The following is a 16,799-nucleotide window of genomic DNA, read 5'->3' on the forward strand; positions in this document are numbered from 1 at the left end:
CTATCCTTATTCGACCAGGCCGCGTTCCAGCCAGCGCTTGCTGGAGAAACTCACCGCCGCATCCAGCACCAGTGCCAGCAGTGCGGTGCAGGCGGCACCCAACAGCAGTTGTGGCTGGTTGTTCAGGGCGATGCCGGGGAAGATCAGGCTGCCCAGGCTGTTGGCGCCGATCAGGAACGCCAGCGGTGCGGTACCCACATTCAGTGCCAGGGCCACGCGTACGCCGCCGACGATGATCGGCACGGCGTTGGGCAGTTCCACTTGCCAGAGTTGCTGGCGCGGGGTCATGCCAATGCCGGTGGCGGCTTCCTTGAGCGAGGCAGGGACGTTTTTCAGGCCTTCGTAGGTGTTGCGCACAATGGGCAGGAGGGAGGCGAGGAATAGCGCGAAGATCGCAGGCCCGGCTCCGATGCCCAGGATACTCAGGGCGATGGCCAGAACGGCCAGAGGGGGAATGGTGTTGCCAACGTTGAAGAACTGCATGAAGCGCTCGGCTTTGTCGACCCGGTGCGGTCGACTTAACGCAATGCCGGCGGGGATGCCCACGGCCAGCGCCGCCGCCATCGAAGCCAGCACCAATACCAGGTGCGCTTGCAGGTAGAACCCAAGATCGTCGCGATAACGCGCGATCGTGTCGATGCCGATCCAGTGGACCAGCAGGGCCAGGATGACGAGCACGGCGGCCCATCCCAACAGCCCCGAACCGTAGCGTTTTGCCACAGGTGGACTCCTTGTGTAGTCGGCGAGCACACTTCTTGGTTGCCGGCCAGTCCTGGCGGCGGGTGGTGTGTTCGCGAGTAGCAGCGTGAGGCAAGCCGAGGGCTGCGATCAGGCCATGAGCCGAACCCCGTCGGGCCCGAAAATGCTGATGAAACCAGTCCCCAACCGAAGCGGTTTGCAGGGGAGTGGACGTCTCCATGGGTGTCAAGGTTCCCATCTGAGGCAGCATTTGACCAGCGTTAATCACTGGGTGGCAGGATTTTTGGCGAGAAAAAACAGCGACTTAATGTGCTGCAGGCGTTGAAATAACTGCGCTTTGGTCATTTGTCGTGATAAAGCGATTGCCTGTTGGATTTCTTTTGTCTATGCCGGCCTCTTCGCGGGTAAACCCGCTCCTACACAGACTGCACCGCATTCGAATCCTGTGTCGTACCTGTGGGAGCGGGTTTACCCGCGAAGAGGCCGGCACGGGCGCCATTCATTCGGCAGATTTTGGTCCAGGCCCAACTTCAGGTATGATACTGCCCCTTTCAAATCCCCCAGTCAGGCGATTTCCCATGACCAACCAGGCCGCCGAAGTCGCGAAGCGCCGCACTTTCGCAATCATTTCCCACCCCGACGCCGGTAAGACCACCATCACCGAGAAGCTGTTGCTGATGGGCAAAGCCATTGCCGTCGCCGGTACCGTGAAGTCGCGCAAGTCCGACCGCCATGCCACCTCCGACTGGATGGAAATGGAGAAGCAGCGCGGCATCTCCATCACCACCTCGGTGATGCAGTTCCCGTATCGCGAGCACATGATCAACCTGCTCGACACCCCCGGCCACGAAGACTTCTCCGAAGACACCTACCGCACCCTGACCGCGGTGGACTCGGCGCTGATGGTGCTCGATGGCGGTAAAGGTGTAGAGCCGCGTACCATCGCCCTGATGGACGTGTGCCGGCTGCGCGACACGCCAATCGTCAGCTTCATCAACAAACTCGACCGTGACATCCGCGACCCGATCGAACTGCTCGACGAGATCGAAGCCGTTCTGAAGATCAAGGCCGCGCCAATCACCTGGCCAATCGGTTGCTACCGTGACTTCAAGGGTGTGTATCACCTCACTGGCGACTACATCATCGTCTACACCCCGGGCCACGGCCACGAGCGCACCGAAGCCAAGATCATCCAGAAACTGGACTCGGACGAAGCCCGCGCACACCTGGGCGACCAGTACGACGCGTTCGTCGAGCAACTGGAACTGGTGCAGGGCGCCTGCCACGAGTTCAACCAGGAAGAGTTCATCAACGGTCAGCTGACCCCGGTGTTCTTCGGTACTGCGCTGGGCAACTTCGGTGTCGACCACGTGCTCGACGCCGTGGTCGACTGGGCGCCGCGTCCGCTTGGCCGTGTGGCCAACGAGCGTACCGTGGAGCCTGTGGAAGAGAAGTTCACCGGCTTCGTGTTCAAGATCCAGGCGAACATGGACCCGAAACACCGCGACCGTATCGCCTTCATGCGCATCTGCTCGGGCAAGTACGAGAAAGGCATGAAAATGCGCCACGTGCGCTTGAACAAAGACCTGCGTATCGGCGATGCGCTGACGTTCTTCTCCTCCGAGCGTGAGCAGCTGGAAGAAGCCTTTGCCGGTGACATCATCGGCCTGCACAACCACGGCACCATCCAGATCGGCGACACCTTCACCGAAGGCGAGGCGCTGGGCTTCACCGGTATTCCGCACTTCGCGCCGGAGCTGTTCCGCCGCGTACGCCTGAAAGACCCGCTGAAATCCAAGCAACTGCGTCAAGGCCTGCAGCAGCTGGCCGAAGAAGGTGCTACTCAGGTGTTCTTCCCTGAGCGCAGCAACGACATCATCCTGGGTGCGGTCGGCGTGCTGCAGTTCGACGTGGTCGCCAGCCGCCTGAAGGAAGAGTACAAGGTCGAGTGCGCCTACGAGCCTATCACCGTCTGGTCCGCGCGCTGGATCAGCTGCGATGACAAGAAGAAGCTCGAGGAATTCCAGACCAAGGCCATGGAAAACCTGGCCATCGACGGCGGCGGTCACCTGACCTACCTGGCGCCGACCCGGGTCAACCTGGCGCTGATGGAAGAGCGCTGGCCGGATATCAAGTTCCGCGCTACCCGCGAGCACCACTGATCGCGAGAGCTTGCCCTTGACCCCTGTGGGAGCGGGTTTACCCGCGAATGCGTCGGTAGAGTCAACACCGCATTCGCGGGTAAACCCGCTCCCACAAGGACGTCGTAACGACTGAAATCAGTTCCCTGCTTTGATACTGGTCCAGATTCGCGTACGAATACGGTCGATCTTCGCCGGCATCGCCTCCAGCGCATACAGCTTGCCCATCACCTCGTCGCTCGGGTAAATCATCGTATTACCCTTCATCGCCGGGTCCACCAGCCCGTCTGCCTTGAGGTTGCCGTTTGCGTATTGCACATGGTTGCTGATGTTGGCCATCACTTCCGGCTGCAGCAGGTAGTTCATGTAGGCATATCCGGCCTTTTCATCCGGCGCATCGACGGGCATGGCGACCATGTCGAACCACATCGGCGCGCCCTCCTTGGGTATCGAATAGCCCACCTTCACGCCATTGTTCGCCTCGTCGGCGCGGTTCTTCGCCTGCAGCACATCCCCTGAGAACCCCACCACCACGCAGATATCGCCGTTGGCCAGGTCGCCCGTGTACTTGGACGAGTGGAAATAGCTGATGTACGGCCGCACCTTCATCAGCAGGTCCTTGGCCTTCTCGTAGTCCTTGGGGTCTTGGCTGTGATGGGGCAAGCCCAGGTAGTGCAGGGCGATCGGCAGCAGTTCGGGGCCATTGTCCAGCACCGCGACCCCACAGCTTTTCAGCTTGCTCATGTACTCGGGCTTGAAGATCAGGTCCCAGGAATCCACGGGCGCGTTGCCGCCGAGCACTGCCTTGACCTTGTCGATGTTGTAGCCAATGCCGGTACTGCCCCACAGGTACGGGAAACCGTACTGGTTGCCCGGGTCGTTCACCTCCAGCGCCTTTAGCAGCACCGGGTTGAGGTTGTGCCAGTTAGGCAGCTGCGACTTGTCCAGGCGCTTCAAGGCCTTGCCTTGAATCTGCCGGGCCATGAAATGGTTGGAGGGAAACACCACGTCGTAGCCGGAATTGCCGGTCATCAGCTTGCCATCGAGGGTTTCATTGCTGTCGTACACGTCGTAGGTGGGCACGATGCCACTGGCTTGCTGGAAGTTCTTCAACGTATCGGGGGCCACGTAGCTGGACCAGTTGTAGATCTTCACCGTTTCAGCGGCGCTGGCCACGCTGGCGGCCAGCATCAGAGGGGCGAGGAGGAAGGTGCGCATGTCGGGTTTACCTTGCTTTGTCTGTTGTTATCGAAGGCAGGCGATCAGCGGATCAGAAAACAAGCACGTAGGTCTTGCGCACGGTCTCCTGGATGTCCCAGGTGCCGGTGCTGTTGGCCGGTAGCATCAATGCGTCTCCGGCTTCTATGACCAGGGGCTCGCCACCGTCGGGGGTGAACGTGCAGCGGCCCTTGATGAAATGGCAGAACTCCTGTTGCACGATCTGCCGCCGCCAGCGCCCTGGGGTGCATTCCCAGATGCCGGTTTCGACGCCATCGCTGCGCTCCACGCAGGTGACTGACGTGACTGCCACGGGTTCGCCGAGCGGTACCGCGACCGGGTTGGAGCTGTCGAGCACAGCAAATTCGGTGTTCTTGAACTGGGTGATGCTCATGACCGGTGGATCCTGTACGAGTGATAAGGGAAGTCAGTGCATGAAGCCTTCCATGAAGTCCGCAAGCGATATGGCCAGGCGCCGCCTCCAAGGCGCGCTGGCGGGGTTGGCGAGGGTCCGGTCCTCGTGGACGAAGCTCTGGATGATCGCGTTGTAGCCCAGCCAGCGGCAGGGCTCGGGGGGCCAGCTGGCCAGGCTCGATAGCGGGCGGTTGTCGAGCACCCAGGGTTGTGCTGTCAGTTCGTTGTGCTGGTTGAGGATCAGCGCCGCCAGGGTGCGCCCACCCAGGTTGGTAGCCCCCACGCCTTCGCCGCCGTAGCCGCCGGCAAGGGCGATGCCGCGCTGGCGGTCGCAGAGCATGTGTGGGCGGAAGCGTCGCGCCATGCCCAGGTTGCCGCCCCAGGTATGAGTGATGCGTACCTGTTTGAGCTGCGGGAACAGTTCGCTGAACAGGTAGCGGCGCAGTTCGATTTCATGTTCGTCGAGGTTGAAGTTTTCGCGCAGGCGCCCACCGAAGCGGTAGCCACCGCGGGCACCGAAGACCAGGCGATTGTCGGCGGTACGCTGGCCATAGGTGACCTGGCGGCTGCTTTCACTGAAGGCTTGGCCCTGGCTCAGGCCAATTTGCTCCCAGGTGGCCTCTGGCAGCGGCTCAGTGGCCACCAGCAGGCTCTGTACCGGCAATTGGTGTTTGCCCAGTGGCGGCAGGCTGGCGGCGTAACCCTCCACGGCAGGCACCATCCACTGGCAGCGAATCTGTGCCAGCGGGGTACGCACCTCGCTCGGCTGCCAGTCGATGGCCGGGGTGTTTTCGTAGATCGGTACGCCCAGCGCCTCCACTGCCCGGGCAAGGCCGCGCACCAGCTTGGCTGGCTGGATGGTCGCCGTGTGCGGGCTATAGATGGCTCCAAACGCATTGCTGACCCGCAGTTGGCTCCCCAACTGCTCGGGGCTCAGCCAGCGGTAGTCGTCCTCGGTCATGCCTTGGCGATACAAGTCGTCGAGGTAGGCGCGCAGGCTGCGTTCCTGCTCCGGGTAGCGCGCCGCGCAATACAGCACGCCGCCTTTGCGGTAGTCACAGTCGATGCCTTCGCTTTGCAGCACGCGATGCACTTCATCAGGGATGCCGTGCAGCAGGTCGATGCTGGCGCGGCGCTGTTGCGGCGAGAGGGTGCCGAGCAGGCGGTCTTCGCCTAGCAGGTTGCCCATCAGCCAGCCCCCATTTCGGCCGGAGGCGCCGAAGCCGGCGATTTGGGCTTCGATCACCGCAATGTTCAGCTGGGGTGCCTGGCGCTTGAGGTAGTACGCGGTCCAAAGGCCGGTATAGCCGGCACCGATGATGCACACGTCAACGTCGAGGTCATTGCGCAGTGCCGGGCGCGCGCACAGCGGCTCGTCGAGCTGGTCCATCCACAGGCTGAGCGTGCGCAGGGGTTGCATCGGGTTCGGCTCCACATCCGTCAAGGTCTGTGGGCGATCGTAGTGGTGTCAGCGGGCAGCTGTCTTACGTGCGTGCACGCAGGGAAATTTGCTTCAGGTAGGCCTTGGGCGTGAGCCCGGTGTGCTCACGGAAGCACTTGTAGAACGCCGACAGCGAGTTGAAGCCGGCACTGAAGGCCAGCTCGTCGATCGTCGCCTCGACGCTGTCATCGCCGAGGCTGGCCATCAGGTGCTGCAGGCGTGCCTGGTTGACGTAGCGGTAGAAGCTTTGCCCCAGCACCTGGTTGAGCAGGTAGGAAATCTGGTTGCGGCTGTAGCCGCTGGCGTCGGCGACCTGTTGCAGGTCGAGCTCCGGGTCGAGGTAGGGGCGTTGACGCTGGAAGTAGTGCTCCAGGTCCTGGGCCATGGTCGACAACTGCCGAGGCGACAGGCCCAGGCGGCTGGTGGCGGGGCGCGGGCCGCTGTTGGCGTGGCCTGTGCCGTTCTGGCGGACCAATGTGGCGTATTCGTTGACCCGCCAGATCAGCCCGTCCCTGACGGTGATCGCCTCGCTGGACTGGAACGCAACCAGGCCGTCACCGCCCTGGACCGTGACCTGATACTGGATGAATGCGGTGCAGCCATCGACGCGGATGCGGTCGCTGTGGACGATGTCCTCGCCGGCTTCATGGGGCAGGCAGGCGCGTACGTAGTCGCGCAGTTCCTGGTGGCCGAGCACGCGGTTTTGAAAGAAGTCGTGGTACTGGATATCGGGGTGGTAGAGCGCCATGACACCGTCGAGGTCGCGGTGCTTCCAGCAGAGGTGGTAGCGCAGCACGATTTCGGCGGTAAGCGGCGTTTGCTCGGGGCCGTCGGGGAGGGTGGTGGCGATCATGGGAGGATAGTGCATTGCAGAACACCCAGGTGCAAGGGCGTGGATCCTGCATATTGCACGGTTTGCTCAGACGGCTTGGAGGGTAAGCCTTTGATTTTTATGAATGTAGTTTTTTGATACAACTGGCATGGCGGCTGCACCTTTCTTGTCACCATCGAACAAGGAGAAAGGCCATGCGCTCGATACTGCTTTGGATGATTGGGGTGCCGATTCCGGTGATCATTCTGATCTGGTTCTTTATGCATTGAGTTTTTGGGGGCCGCGCTTTGCGGCCCTTTTGCTACAACTCTTCGCTACAAAAGGCATGTTCAAGGTAGGGAAGCGCGAACATAGTCGAATCCCCATATTTTGTAGGCTTGGAGAAAACCGCACCCACAGGTAACGTCGCGGAATGCCCTGAGCAAAGCCCTCAGTTATCTGGCCAGCAACTGATACTGGGTGAGGGTTTCCACCGCTTTGTTGTTCACCACCCGCTTGATGTCGGTCAGTGTGCCGTTGGGGGGGGGGGCGAGTGAAGTGCAGGAAGTGGCCGAGGACGTTCTCGATGCGTTGCAGCGGCACTTCGGTGTTGGTGTCTGGCACTTCGCCGAAGTAGAGCAACAGATTGTCGAGGGTCTGCAGGATGTAGTGGTCGCCCTCGGTGTACGTGAAAAGTTCGCTATTTTTATAATGTTTTATTAAAAACAAAAGTAATTGGCAAGCTGCGTAATTGCTCAGTGCTGCTGCAAAAATTTTTCGACCAAAGCAAAACCAGAAACACTCATCAATATATGATTTTGGTACTCTTCAATGGCTAAAATCCTAACTGGACTTCCCCGCCGGTAAAGAGTGCCCGCCATATTAAATTCAAAATCTTTCAGCGCGGAATCAGAAACCACGCTGTGCTGTAAAATAGGCCACTCACCCGCCTTCAGTTTATCTACAGCCGTAAATATTACCGTAAAGCTTCCTCTGTGATCTTTGAATACCAAATATCTAGCATCCTCAGGCACCTCCTCGCTACTGCTGATAGACACCACAGCGAAAGCAAATACCTTCTTAAATTTTTGTTCCTTGCTTTCTGCGCCAAGCCAAATTATTTGGCTGATTGCAAATCTACCGTCTTCCATCGGAATAGAAAAATAGTCACCCGCTTGCATAGATTTTACTCTTGTCATAAGCCTAGCGCCCTCATCTTGGTCAAAGCATCAGATAGTACATCACTTCCCCAGCTAGGGCTATGTCCGGCCACATCATAAATTGAAGCGTTAGGATTGGAGGAGCTATACGACCTGATTCTATTTAATAAATTTGTAACCTCATTGGTCGACAGCGCACCTCCATTAAGGTCCATAATTTTTTGTTCTAAGAATTTGGCCTCAGCTTTGGTCAGATTGTTGTCAAAAATCACATGCTGCTGCAAGTTAGACTTCCCTGGGGTCGCAGCATGCACACCTAAGCGGGCCGTCGCATCACCACGCCCAACATATTTGATAACTCCGTTATCTGTTAATACGTAAAGACCTTGCCCATTTACAGGGTCGTATTTAGCCCCAGTCCCTCCAGCGCTACGTTGAGACGGTTTCCCCATACAAGGCGTCAGTCCAGCAGGGTCTATCCAATTGTTTGGGCTCAGCACATAACCATAAAGATTAGTACCACCACTCAAGCCTACAGGGTCTTGAGTAGTAAATCTTCCGACTTCGGGATCGTAATGTCTGAAAGTATTGTAGTGCAGTCCTGTCTCTTCATCGAAATATTGACCCTGAAAACGCAGAATCTGCCCGACCTTATTAACTGCAAAGTGCTCAATCACTCCCCACGAACGATACGTCGCCTGCCAAACGATTTTGCCGTCACTATCCGTCAGCTCCAGCGGCGTACCAATCTGGTCCGTATGGAAGTAATAGACCTTCTGCCCTTCCCCTTTAACCTGATCAACCCGCGCCAACGGCGCATAGCTACCCGGCTCGTACAGGTACAAGATGCTCTGCCTAGGCGTTTCCTCCCGCAGCATCCTCAGCCCCTGCCAGAGGAAGCGCTTCTGCTCGACCTCGCCATTGATTTCAGCCTGCTTGGCTATTCGCCTCCCCAAGCTGTCGTAACGATACTCGCCTTGGCTTTCCAGCTTGCCATTGACCAACGTCTCCGCCTGCACCAGCCGGTTCTCGCAGTCATAGCTGAAGTGCTGCACCTTGCTATGCCCCGAGCGCTTCTCGATCAGGTTGCCCCACGGGTCGTAGCGGTACTCCTGATCCCGCCACTGTTTGATCCGGTTGTCCTTGACCTTGTCGAATTGCCGCGCATTGAAGTCCAGGCGGTTGGCTGCCGGGTCGTAGCGGAACTCCTCACTGCCGATCAGCGAACCGGTATCGCGACTGCGCAATTGGCCGTTGGCTTCGTACTCGTACTTGATCTCGCCACGCAGCTTGTCGAGGGTACGCACCAGTTCACCGGCCGGGTCGTACTGGTAACGGCGGTGGATCGGGTTGTAGGCGTGCTCGACCAGCAACGAGGTATTGATGCCGGTGTTGTGCACCTGCGAAAGCTTGTCGGCCGGCAAGGTCGAGGCAAACTGCCAGGCCTTGCGCCCCATGGCGTCATAACCGAAGCAACTGGTGAGCTTGCCTTGGGTCCGGTACACCTCCCGGTGCAGGTCATCGCGCTCCATGTCGCTGATCACCTGACCATCCAGATTCAGCTGGTGCAGATGACCGCTGCCGTAGTACAGGTGATTGACCTTGCGCCCATCCGGCAGGGTCAGCGTGGTCAGGTTGCTGAGTGGGTCGTACTCGTAGCCGAGCGTGCCGTCAGGGGTGATTTCTTTGGTCAGCCGACCGAGCAGATCGTAGGCGTACTCAAGCTTTTCTTCCGTGATCCCAAGCTGCTTGCCGATCCCGCTCGGTTGCCGCTCAATGCTCAGCAGCCGGTCACCGTCGTCATAGGTGAATCGCTGTTGTGCGTCGCTATTCAGTTTGGCGATCAGGCGACCAATGGCATCACGTTCGAACAGCGTATGGCGCTCGGGCCGCTCGGCATTTTCGCCATAGCCAATCTCATCCAGTCGTGTGAGATGGCCACCGACGTTGTAGCTGAAACGCCGGGTCAGGTTGTCCACCCGCACTTCTTCGCTTAGCCGGTCCGAAGCGTCGTAGCCAAAGCTGTACGTGGCGTTGTTCTCGTTGACCAGCGCGGTCAGGCGCATGGCCTTGTCGTACTCGTACCGAACCCGTTGGCCCTTGGCGTCCTGGCGGCTGCTCGGCAGGCCGCGGGCCGTGCGTATCAGGCGGGTGGTCTGGCCCTTGCCGTCGGTGTGGCTGAGCACCTGCCCGTAGACGTTGTAGGTGAAGCTTTCCGTGGTGCCGTCCGGGTGGCTGATGCGCAGCACTTCGCCGTCGGGCTTGCGCGTCAGTGTGGTGGTCTGGTTCAGCGCGTCCGTTACCGCGACCAGGTGCTGGCGTTCGTCATAGCGGTAGTACGTACTCTTGCCCGAGCAGTCCTGGTAGCGCTCGACCTGGGCCAGGGTGTTCCACCACAGGTACTTGGACTTGTAGGTCGCATCGATGATGGTGTGCGGCAGGCCGTCATCGCTGTTCAGGTACTCGGTCATCTGGCCGAGGGCATCGAGTTCGGCGAGCAGGTTGCCCTTGTCGTCGTAGCGCGCCTGCCAGGTGCTGCCATCCGGGTAGCTGACTTTGGTCACCAGCGTGGTCAGGTGGTGGTACTCGTACTGGATCTTGCGCCCCAGTGGATCGGTTTCTTCCAGCAGGCGGGCGTATTCATCGTACTTGAAGGCGAGCCGGTTGCCGTCTGGCAGGCCCAGGCCGACCATGTTGCCGTGCTCGTCCAGCTCGATGGCGTAACGTTCGCCACCGTAGTCGCGGCTGGCGACCACGCGGTGGTCGGCGTTGTACTGCACTTGCAGCTCACGGCCGAGCACGTCGGTGGCCCAGCTGGTGCGGCTGTCGAGGTCGTAGCGGAAGTGGTAATGCTCGCCGTCGCTGGTCCAGTGTTCGACCACACGTGGCTTGTCGCCCAGGGTTTGCCAACGGTAGTGGCAGCCCAGCCCCAGCGCGTTGCTGTGGGTCACCATCAGGCCGTCGGCGTAGCTGAAACTGCGCACGGTGTCGCCGTTGCGGTTGATCACCGCGCTCAGCTGGCCGTGTTCGTCGTAGCGGTATTGGGTAAGCGTTTCCACCGTTTCGTTGTTCACCACGCGCTTGATGTCGGTCAGGCGACCCAGCGGGTTGTCGTAGTGCAGGTGCACGCGGGTGCCGCCGGTGGCGCTGATGTCGGTCAGTGTGCCGTCGGGCGTGCGGGTGAAGTGCAGGAAGTGGCCGAGGACGTTCTCGATACGCTGCAGCGGCACTTCGGTGTTGGTGTCTGGCACTTCGCCGAAGTAGAAGAACAGGTTGTCGAGGGTCTGCAGGATGTAGTGGCCGCCCTCGGTGCACACCAGGTACACCTGCTCGTGCGGGTTGTAGATGCGCTGCCCCGGTTGCAGGGTCACGAACGGGACTTCGCGGCCCTGGTTGTCGGTGAGGTAGATGAATGCCCCCTGGCGGCGCAGGCTCTGCTCCCAGGGCAGCACCCAGCCGCGGCCGAGTACGCTGTCGACCGTCAGGTCGCTGGCGTAGAAGCGCGACCACTCGATCGGCATCAGGCCCGGCAGGCTGAAGTCGATTTCATCGGGCATCAGCTTGCGGCCCGTCGTGAGGTCGACGGGGTTGCCGACCAGGCCGCCGATAGCCTTGCGGGCCACGGGTTCGACCACGTAACGGCTGGCCACCTCACCGGCGACGAAGCCGGCCGTGAACTTCAGCGCGCAAGGCATGACGGCTTTCATGCCGGCCTGGGTACCCGCCTTGATCAGCTGGGCGATACCGCCTGCGGCACCGGCGATGGCCATCAGCACATCCACGGTGGTGCGCAGCCACTCCGGGACTTCATCGTCCACGGGCAGGTAACGGTAGGTGCCGCCGCCGATGATGACGTTGTCCGAACCACCGGAAATGGTGGCGCCGCAGGTCAGCTTGTCGCCCTTGCGCGCGGCGGCGACGCTGTTGATGAAGACGTTGGTCGAGCCTTCGGCAATCTGCACCGGCCCCGGGTGCTTGTCGCAGGCACCGATGCTTTTTTCGACGCGGGCGGCCTTGCGGCTGTTGATGAACACGTTGGGTGAGGCAGTGGTTATCGTCCCTGAGGGGGACGAGAACATACTGCCTATCGCCTCTCCGGCGGCGGTCAGCAAGCTGCCCCCGATGCCGGCTGCGAGGCCGGCCAGCAAGGCCACGCCGAACCCGCAGGTGAACGTGGCGATGGCCACCGTGGCCACTAGCGCAATCCCCAGGACGGCCCCGATCAGGAAGCCCCCCAGCGCGCTGGTGTGCGATATCTCGTCGCCGAACCTGGCCGCTTCGAACATGAGGGGTTACTCCTGTTCGCTAGATACGGGACAACGTGCGACCCGGTCGAGTCGATCCATGATCATGGGCATCTCCCTGAAATGCACGGTGAGCGTTTCAATCCAATTGCCGTGTAATCTTCCGTGAAAGGTGTCAAGTAAATAGACCCGTGCGCCGCTCTGTCAACGATGCGAAAGCCAAGTATGGCAAGGGTTATGCGCGGCTTAGCGTGATGTCATAACGCCACGTCCCAGGAATGTTCTAGGTTGTAGGGAGGGGAGGGGCTTTGCGCACGAAGTCTGTATTTTTTGAGTTTCAGAGGCGCCTGTCAGAAAAGTCGTAGTTGTTGGAGTGGTTGTACTCGCTCAGTAACGCATCATTCCTTATCAGCGTTTCCATGAAGGGGACCAAAGCCGGTCTTACAGCGCATGCCGCACGGACGCTCCTGTTGCTCCGTCCATGGCTAAAAAACAGGCCGTCGTCACGTCTCTTGGTGAGCGCTCCCGTGTCGCTGCTGCCTTTATGTATTGCCTGGCTTCGGCGCAGCTTACAGGGATGCTCGGTTTCCATCAGGCAATTGGCGCGGTCATGGCAGCATACGTGTTTTACGACGTCTGCTCGATGGAGGAGGCATGGCGTCGATGGATCGGGAGGTTCAGTCATCTCTTTCTTACCCCAATCTTTTTTGCCGCCGCTGGCATCCAGGTTTCCCTAAGTGCTTTCAGTGAGCCAAGCCATATGGCTATGGCTGCTGTTGTTCTTGCTGGGGGGACTCTCGGCAAGGTGCTGGGTTCATACATTGGGGCCTGGATGTCGGGCTTGAGACCAATAAATTCAATAGAAGTTGGTGAGCTGATGAACACTAAAGGTCTCGTTGAATTAGTGATACTTAGTGTAGGAGTACAGGTTGGGGTGTTGTCTGAAAGTTCCTACAGTATTTTCTTGGCACTTGCTGTTGTCTCTACGGTACTAACTAACCCGTTAATGGGGTTGCTAGCCTGGTGGCCGTGCAGAAATACTCAGTCTGTAGAGATTCGTCCAAAATAGGTGTTTGATTTCTGCTGTTTTCCCGATTACTGTCTGGGGAGGTTCAGGGATAAATCATAATTAAGGCCGTTACTATGGACGTATTCATGGGGTTGCTGGCTGCGGTGTTCTGGGGGGCTACCGATTTCTTGGTCGGCGTGAACGCAAGAGCGGTCGGAGTGAAACGGGCGGTATTTTTTGGGCAGTTGCTAGGACTTCTCTTGATGGCAGTCTTTATTGCCATTTCAGCCGATCAGTGGCAAAAGTTTACATCTGCGCCTTGGCTCACGATAGGGTTAGGAATTGTCGCCTCTCTATGCACCGTAGTAGGAGCGCTGGCGCTTTCAAAAGCTTTCGCTATTGGCAAGACAGCAGTCGTGGCGCCCCTGGTCACTTCGTATGGTGTTTTTACAACGCTGTTGGCATGGCTGGGTGGCGATGCCCTCTCCGCTTGGCAGGTGGTTGGTATCCTTGTCTGCTTTTTCGGCGTGCTGTTGGCCTGCCGCAGCGATAATGGTGGTGGTCTCGATCGTAAGGTCACCAGTGTGATGTCTGTGTGGTTTGCTTTGTTGGCGGCCATGCTTTACGGCATCAGCTTCTGGATTCAAGGGAAATTCGCCTTGCCGGCGCTGGGACCGGTGAACATGCTGGCGCTAGGGTATGCGGTGGGGGTCATGTTCCTTATCCCTGAAGCCGTCAAGTTTCTGCGGGATCATACGACGATAATGCTGAAGACCTATGGCTCACTGTGTGGGGCCAGTCTTTTCAACTTGGGAGGGTTTTCTGCGTTTTCTTGGGGGGCTCTAAATGGCTCGGTTTCCGTTGTCACCGTCATCAGCACGTTGTCGGGTGGTATTGCCGCGATCCTGGGGTACTTCTTTTTTCGCGAGCGGCTGTCAGTCATCCAGATCGGCGGTGTTAGCCTAGTGCTGTCAGGGGCTTTGCTTCTGCACCTTTACGGGTGAGATTGTTTCGACTTATAAAATTGTAGATTTTTGGGGATTGTGCCAATGGCGTATTTCTTTGCTGTGGGCCTGGGGATGTGAGTGCTCATAATAATGGACTATCAATGCTATCTTGCGAAAATTCATTTTGATATGTTGCCTTGCATGGCAGCATTTGCGGTAGTAGATGAGGCTGGAAGTTTTGTAGGTACATCTGCCCGATTAGGCTTGACGGCGTCTGCAGTCAGCAAGCAGGTATTAAAGCATTGAAAATGCCTTGTCCCGCACACAAAAAAACTGACACTCCCCTGATAGTCGAATCCCGGTATCCGTCCGGCCAACACATCTTCCTGACGGAGCCGGCGAAGGCTATGGTGTCCACCTAAAAGTGGACACCATTTCTGGCCCATCAAGCGGATTTTCCAGGCATCCTCAGCGCCGTACCTACAATAAATCTTTCAAAGCCCAGAGTGCGACGAGCCCGGTGCCTCCATCGCAAACATCGACTGGGCTACAGCCTCAATGGCAACCTCGTCCACAAATGGATTCAGCTCCACAATCAAAAAGCCTTGGCACTTCAGCTGCGCTCCTCCCGCCGCATCCTCAGATGCTCGGCGCTGGAACGCATGCTCAGTCCTCCACTATTAGCCCTGCTAAGTGAGCGGTGGTCAGGAAGCGTGACTGGGCAGCGCAGCAAACTGCTGTTTTTCGCATTGAGGGCTGCCCAGTTTTCTAACAGTTAAAGAAACTGCTCTGCATAGTGACAAGCCACCTGCCGCGTACTCACCTGCCTCAGCGCCGGCACCTCCTTGGCACACCGCTCGGTCGCATGCGGGCAGCGTTTGTGAAACGCACACCCATCCGGCGGGTTCAGCGGGTTGGGCAGCTCTCCGGCGATGCGAATCTTCGGCTTCAACGGGTCTGGATGAATCGCCGGTGTCGCCGACAGCAACGCCTGGGTATACGGGTGCAGCGGCTTCGCGTAGATGTCCTCCTTCGGCCCCATCTCCGCCGGCCGCCCCAGGTACATCACCAGTACCTGATCCGCCACATGCCGTACCACCGCCAGGTTGTGCGAGATGAACACGTAGGCGGTGTTGAACTCCTTCTGCAGATCCATGAACAGGTTCAGCACCTGCGCCTGAATCGACACGTCCAGCGCCGAGGTTGGCTCGTCCGCCACCAGCACCTTGGGTTGCAGCATCATCGCCCGTGCCAGGGCAATGCGCTGGCGCTGGCCGCCGGAAAACATGTGCGGGTAGCGCTGATAGTGCTCGGGGCGCAGGCCGACCTGCTCCATCATCTTCTGCACCTTGTCGCGGCGCTCGGCCTTGCTCAGAGAAGTGTTGATCAGCAGCGGTTCGGCCAGTTGGTCGCCGATCTTCTGCCGTGGGTTGAGCGAGGCGTAGGGGCTCTGGAACACCATCTGCACATCGCGGCGCAGTTGTTTGCGCTCTGCCTTGCTGGCGCCCTTCACCTCGGTGCCGGCAATTTGCAGCGAGCCGGACGAAGGCTCTTCGATCAGGGTCAGGGCGCGGGCCAGGGTCGACTTGCCACAGCCGGACTCACCGACCACGGCCAGGGTCTTGCCGGCCTCCAGTTCGAACGACACGCCATTGAGCGCGCGCACCAGCGCGTGGCCCTTGAACAGCCCGCGGGACACTTCGTAATGCCGGGTCAGCTCCCGTGCGGTAAGTACGACGGCCATCACGCCACCTCCTGATTCAGCGGGTAGAAGCAACGCACCAGGCTGTGGGCCTGTGGGTCGAGGGGCGGGCGCTGGCGCCGGCAATTGTCCTGTACATAGGGGCAGCGTGGTGACAGCAGGCAGCCGACCGGGCGGTCGTAGCGGCCGGGGACGATGCCAGGCAGTGTGGCCAGGCGTTCGGCGCCAATGCTGTGCTCGGGGATCGCGGCGAGCAGGGCTTCGCTGTAAGGGTGGGCGGGCACATCGAACAGTTCTGGCACCTGGCCGACTTCCACGGCTTGGCCGGCGTACATCACGCACACCCGCCTGGCGGTTTCGGCGACCACGGCGAGGTCGTGGGTGATCAGGATGAGCGCCATGTTGCGCTCCTTCTGCAGGTTGACCAGCAGTTCCATGATCTGAGCCTGGATGGTCACGTCGAGGGCCGTGGTCGGTTCGTCGGCGATCAGCAGCTTGGGCTCGCCGGCAATGGCCATGGCAATCGCCACACGTTGGCTCATGCCGCCTGACAGCTGGTGCGGGTAAGCGTCCAGGCGGCTTTCGGCGGCCGGAATCTCGACCTTCTTCAAGAGCTCCAGAGCACGCTGGCGGGCAGCCTTGCCCTTTAGGCCCAAGTGCTGGCGCAGCACTTCCTCGATCTGGAAGCCCACGGTGTAGCTGGGGTTGAGCGCGGTCATCGGGTCCTGGAAGACCATGGCGATGTCCTTGCCCACCACCTTGCGCCGCTGACGGCCGCTGAGCTTGAGCATATCGGTGCCGTCGAAGGTCAGTGAGTCGGCGGTGATGCGCCCGGGAGCGTCGATCAGGCCCATCAGGGCCATCATGGTGACCGACTTGCCCGAGCCGGACTCGCCGACGATGGCCAGGATCTCGCCAGCGTCGACTTTCAGGTCCAGGCCGTCCACCACCGGTACTGCATTGGCGTCGCCGAAGCGCACGTTCAGGTTGTTGATCTGCAACAGTGACATGGC

At 59.5% G+C, this 16,799-nt stretch carries 12 protein-coding genes and 1 pseudogene; 3 read left to right on the top strand and 10 right to left on the bottom strand.

The window, feature by feature from the left end; all coding sequences use genetic code 11:
* Positions 1-6 precede the first annotated feature (6 nt).
* The gene (locus ACE4QZ_RS06745) at positions 7-720 is read right to left on the bottom strand and encodes an ABC transporter permease (protein ID WP_021781793.1); all 714 of its coding nucleotides are present in this window, start codon (positions 718-720) and stop codon (positions 7-9) included.
* Positions 721-1,277: 557 nt separating this feature from the next.
* On the opposite strand from ACE4QZ_RS06745, the gene ACE4QZ_RS06750 reads away from it, so the two are divergent.
* Positions 1,278-2,861 (top strand): peptide chain release factor 3, encoded by a 1,584-nt coding sequence (locus ACE4QZ_RS06750; protein ID WP_021781794.1) that lies wholly within the window; start codon positions 1,278-1,280, stop codon positions 2,859-2,861.
* Positions 2,862-2,978: 117 nt separating this feature from the next.
* On the opposite strand, the gene ACE4QZ_RS06755 is transcribed toward ACE4QZ_RS06750, so the two are convergent.
* The 7 genes and pseudogenes from ACE4QZ_RS06755 to ACE4QZ_RS06785 all read right to left on the bottom strand — a co-directional run bounded on the left by ACE4QZ_RS06755 (position 2,979) and on the right by ACE4QZ_RS06785 (position 12,170).
* Positions 2,979-4,058 carry a polyamine ABC transporter substrate-binding protein gene (locus ACE4QZ_RS06755; RefSeq protein ID WP_103463230.1) on the bottom strand — a complete coding sequence of 360 codons (1,080 nt, stop codon included), beginning with the start codon at positions 4,056-4,058 and terminating at the stop codon, positions 2,979-2,981.
* 52 nt (positions 4,059-4,110) lie between these two features.
* Positions 4,111-4,452, bottom strand: a complete 342-nt coding sequence (locus tag ACE4QZ_RS06760; protein WP_014589771.1) for a cupin domain-containing protein — start codon at positions 4,450-4,452, stop codon at positions 4,111-4,113.
* Positions 4,453-4,485: 33 nt separating this feature from the next.
* Complete coding sequence (locus ACE4QZ_RS06765) at positions 4,486-5,892, bottom strand: NAD(P)/FAD-dependent oxidoreductase (RefSeq protein WP_103463229.1); 1,407 nt, start codon at positions 5,890-5,892, stop codon at positions 4,486-4,488.
* Between the two features lie 64 nt (positions 5,893-5,956).
* Entirely contained in the window at positions 5,957-6,781 is an 825-nt protein-coding gene (locus ACE4QZ_RS06770) for an AraC family transcriptional regulator (protein ID WP_021781797.1), read from the bottom strand.
* A 413-nt stretch (positions 6,782-7,194) separates the two neighbouring features.
* Positions 7,195-7,408: pseudogene (locus tag ACE4QZ_RS06775) on the bottom strand (hypothetical protein); the annotation flags it as partial.
* A gap of 71 nt (positions 7,409-7,479) precedes the next feature.
* Positions 7,480-7,905 (bottom strand): Imm26 family immunity protein, encoded by a 426-nt coding sequence (locus tag ACE4QZ_RS06780; RefSeq protein WP_181005288.1) that lies wholly within the window; start codon positions 7,903-7,905, stop codon positions 7,480-7,482.
* Positions 7,906-7,919: 14 nt separating this feature from the next.
* A complete protein-coding gene (locus ACE4QZ_RS06785) occupies positions 7,920-12,170 on the bottom strand; it encodes an RHS repeat-associated core domain-containing protein (RefSeq protein WP_410480419.1) in 4,251 nt (1,416 codons plus the stop codon).
* Between the two features lie 439 nt (positions 12,171-12,609).
* Here ACE4QZ_RS06785 and ACE4QZ_RS06790 point away from each other — a divergent pair, with 439 nt between their 5' ends.
* Together ACE4QZ_RS06790 and ACE4QZ_RS06795 are read left to right on the top strand one after the other, a co-directional pair.
* The gene (locus ACE4QZ_RS06790; RefSeq protein ID WP_103463228.1) at positions 12,610-13,197 is read left to right on the top strand and encodes a cation:proton antiporter; all 588 of its coding nucleotides are present in this window, start codon (positions 12,610-12,612) and stop codon (positions 13,195-13,197) included.
* A 74-nt stretch (positions 13,198-13,271) separates the two neighbouring features.
* Complete coding sequence (locus ACE4QZ_RS06795) at positions 13,272-14,141, top strand: DMT family transporter (RefSeq protein WP_103463227.1); 870 nt, start codon at positions 13,272-13,274, stop codon at positions 14,139-14,141.
* Between the two features lie 718 nt (positions 14,142-14,859).
* Here ACE4QZ_RS06795 and ACE4QZ_RS06800 read toward each other — a convergent pair.
* Positions 14,860-15,828: a peptide ABC transporter ATP-binding protein gene (locus ACE4QZ_RS06800; protein WP_028697406.1), complete on the bottom strand. Its 969-nt coding sequence runs from the start codon at positions 15,826-15,828 to the stop codon at positions 14,860-14,862.
* A complete protein-coding gene (locus ACE4QZ_RS06805) occupies positions 15,828-16,796 on the bottom strand; it encodes an ABC transporter ATP-binding protein (protein ID WP_010952089.1) in 969 nt (322 codons plus the stop codon). Before ACE4QZ_RS06805 ends, ACE4QZ_RS06800 begins: the two co-directional genes overlap by 1 nt.
* Positions 16,797-16,799 lie beyond the last annotated feature (3 nt).

It is taken from the genome of Pseudomonas sp. DCA-1, assembly GCF_046523955.1.
Classification (GTDB): domain Bacteria; phylum Pseudomonadota; class Gammaproteobacteria; order Pseudomonadales; family Pseudomonadaceae; genus Aquipseudomonas; species Aquipseudomonas putida_Y.

What these genes read in the sequence shown, in the direction of transcription:
- ACE4QZ_RS06750 (WP_021781794.1), top strand. Translation starts at nt 1,278, where the DNA reads ATGACCAACCAGGCCGCCGAAGTCGCGAAGCGCCGCACTTTCGCAATC.
- ACE4QZ_RS06755 (WP_103463230.1), bottom strand. Translation starts at nt 4,058, where the DNA reads ATGCGCACCTTCCTCCTCGCCCCTCTGATGCTGGCCGCCAGCGTGGCC.
- ACE4QZ_RS06760 (WP_014589771.1), bottom strand. Translation starts at nt 4,452, where the DNA reads ATGAGCATCACCCAGTTCAAGAACACCGAATTTGCTGTGCTCGACAGC.
- ACE4QZ_RS06765 (WP_103463229.1), bottom strand. Translation starts at nt 5,892, where the DNA reads ATGCAACCCCTGCGCACGCTCAGCCTGTGGATGGACCAGCTCGACGAG.
- ACE4QZ_RS06770 (WP_021781797.1), bottom strand. Translation starts at nt 6,781, where the DNA reads ATGCACTATCCTCCCATGATCGCCACCACCCTCCCCGACGGCCCCGAG.
- ACE4QZ_RS06780 (WP_181005288.1), bottom strand. Translation starts at nt 7,905, where the DNA reads ATGCAAGCGGGTGACTATTTTTCTATTCCGATGGAAGACGGTAGATTT.
- ACE4QZ_RS06785 (WP_410480419.1), bottom strand. Translation starts at nt 12,170, where the DNA reads ATGTTCGAAGCGGCCAGGTTCGGCGACGAGATATCGCACACCAGCGCG.
- ACE4QZ_RS06790 (WP_103463228.1), top strand. Translation starts at nt 12,610, where the DNA reads ATGGCTAAAAAACAGGCCGTCGTCACGTCTCTTGGTGAGCGCTCCCGT.
- ACE4QZ_RS06795 (WP_103463227.1), top strand. Translation starts at nt 13,272, where the DNA reads ATGGACGTATTCATGGGGTTGCTGGCTGCGGTGTTCTGGGGGGCTACC.
- ACE4QZ_RS06800 (WP_028697406.1), bottom strand. Translation starts at nt 15,828, where the DNA reads ATGGCCGTCGTACTTACCGCACGGGAGCTGACCCGGCATTACGAAGTG.
- ACE4QZ_RS06805 (WP_010952089.1), bottom strand. Translation starts at nt 16,796, where the DNA reads ATGTCACTGTTGCAGATCAACAACCTGAACGTGCGCTTCGGCGACGCC.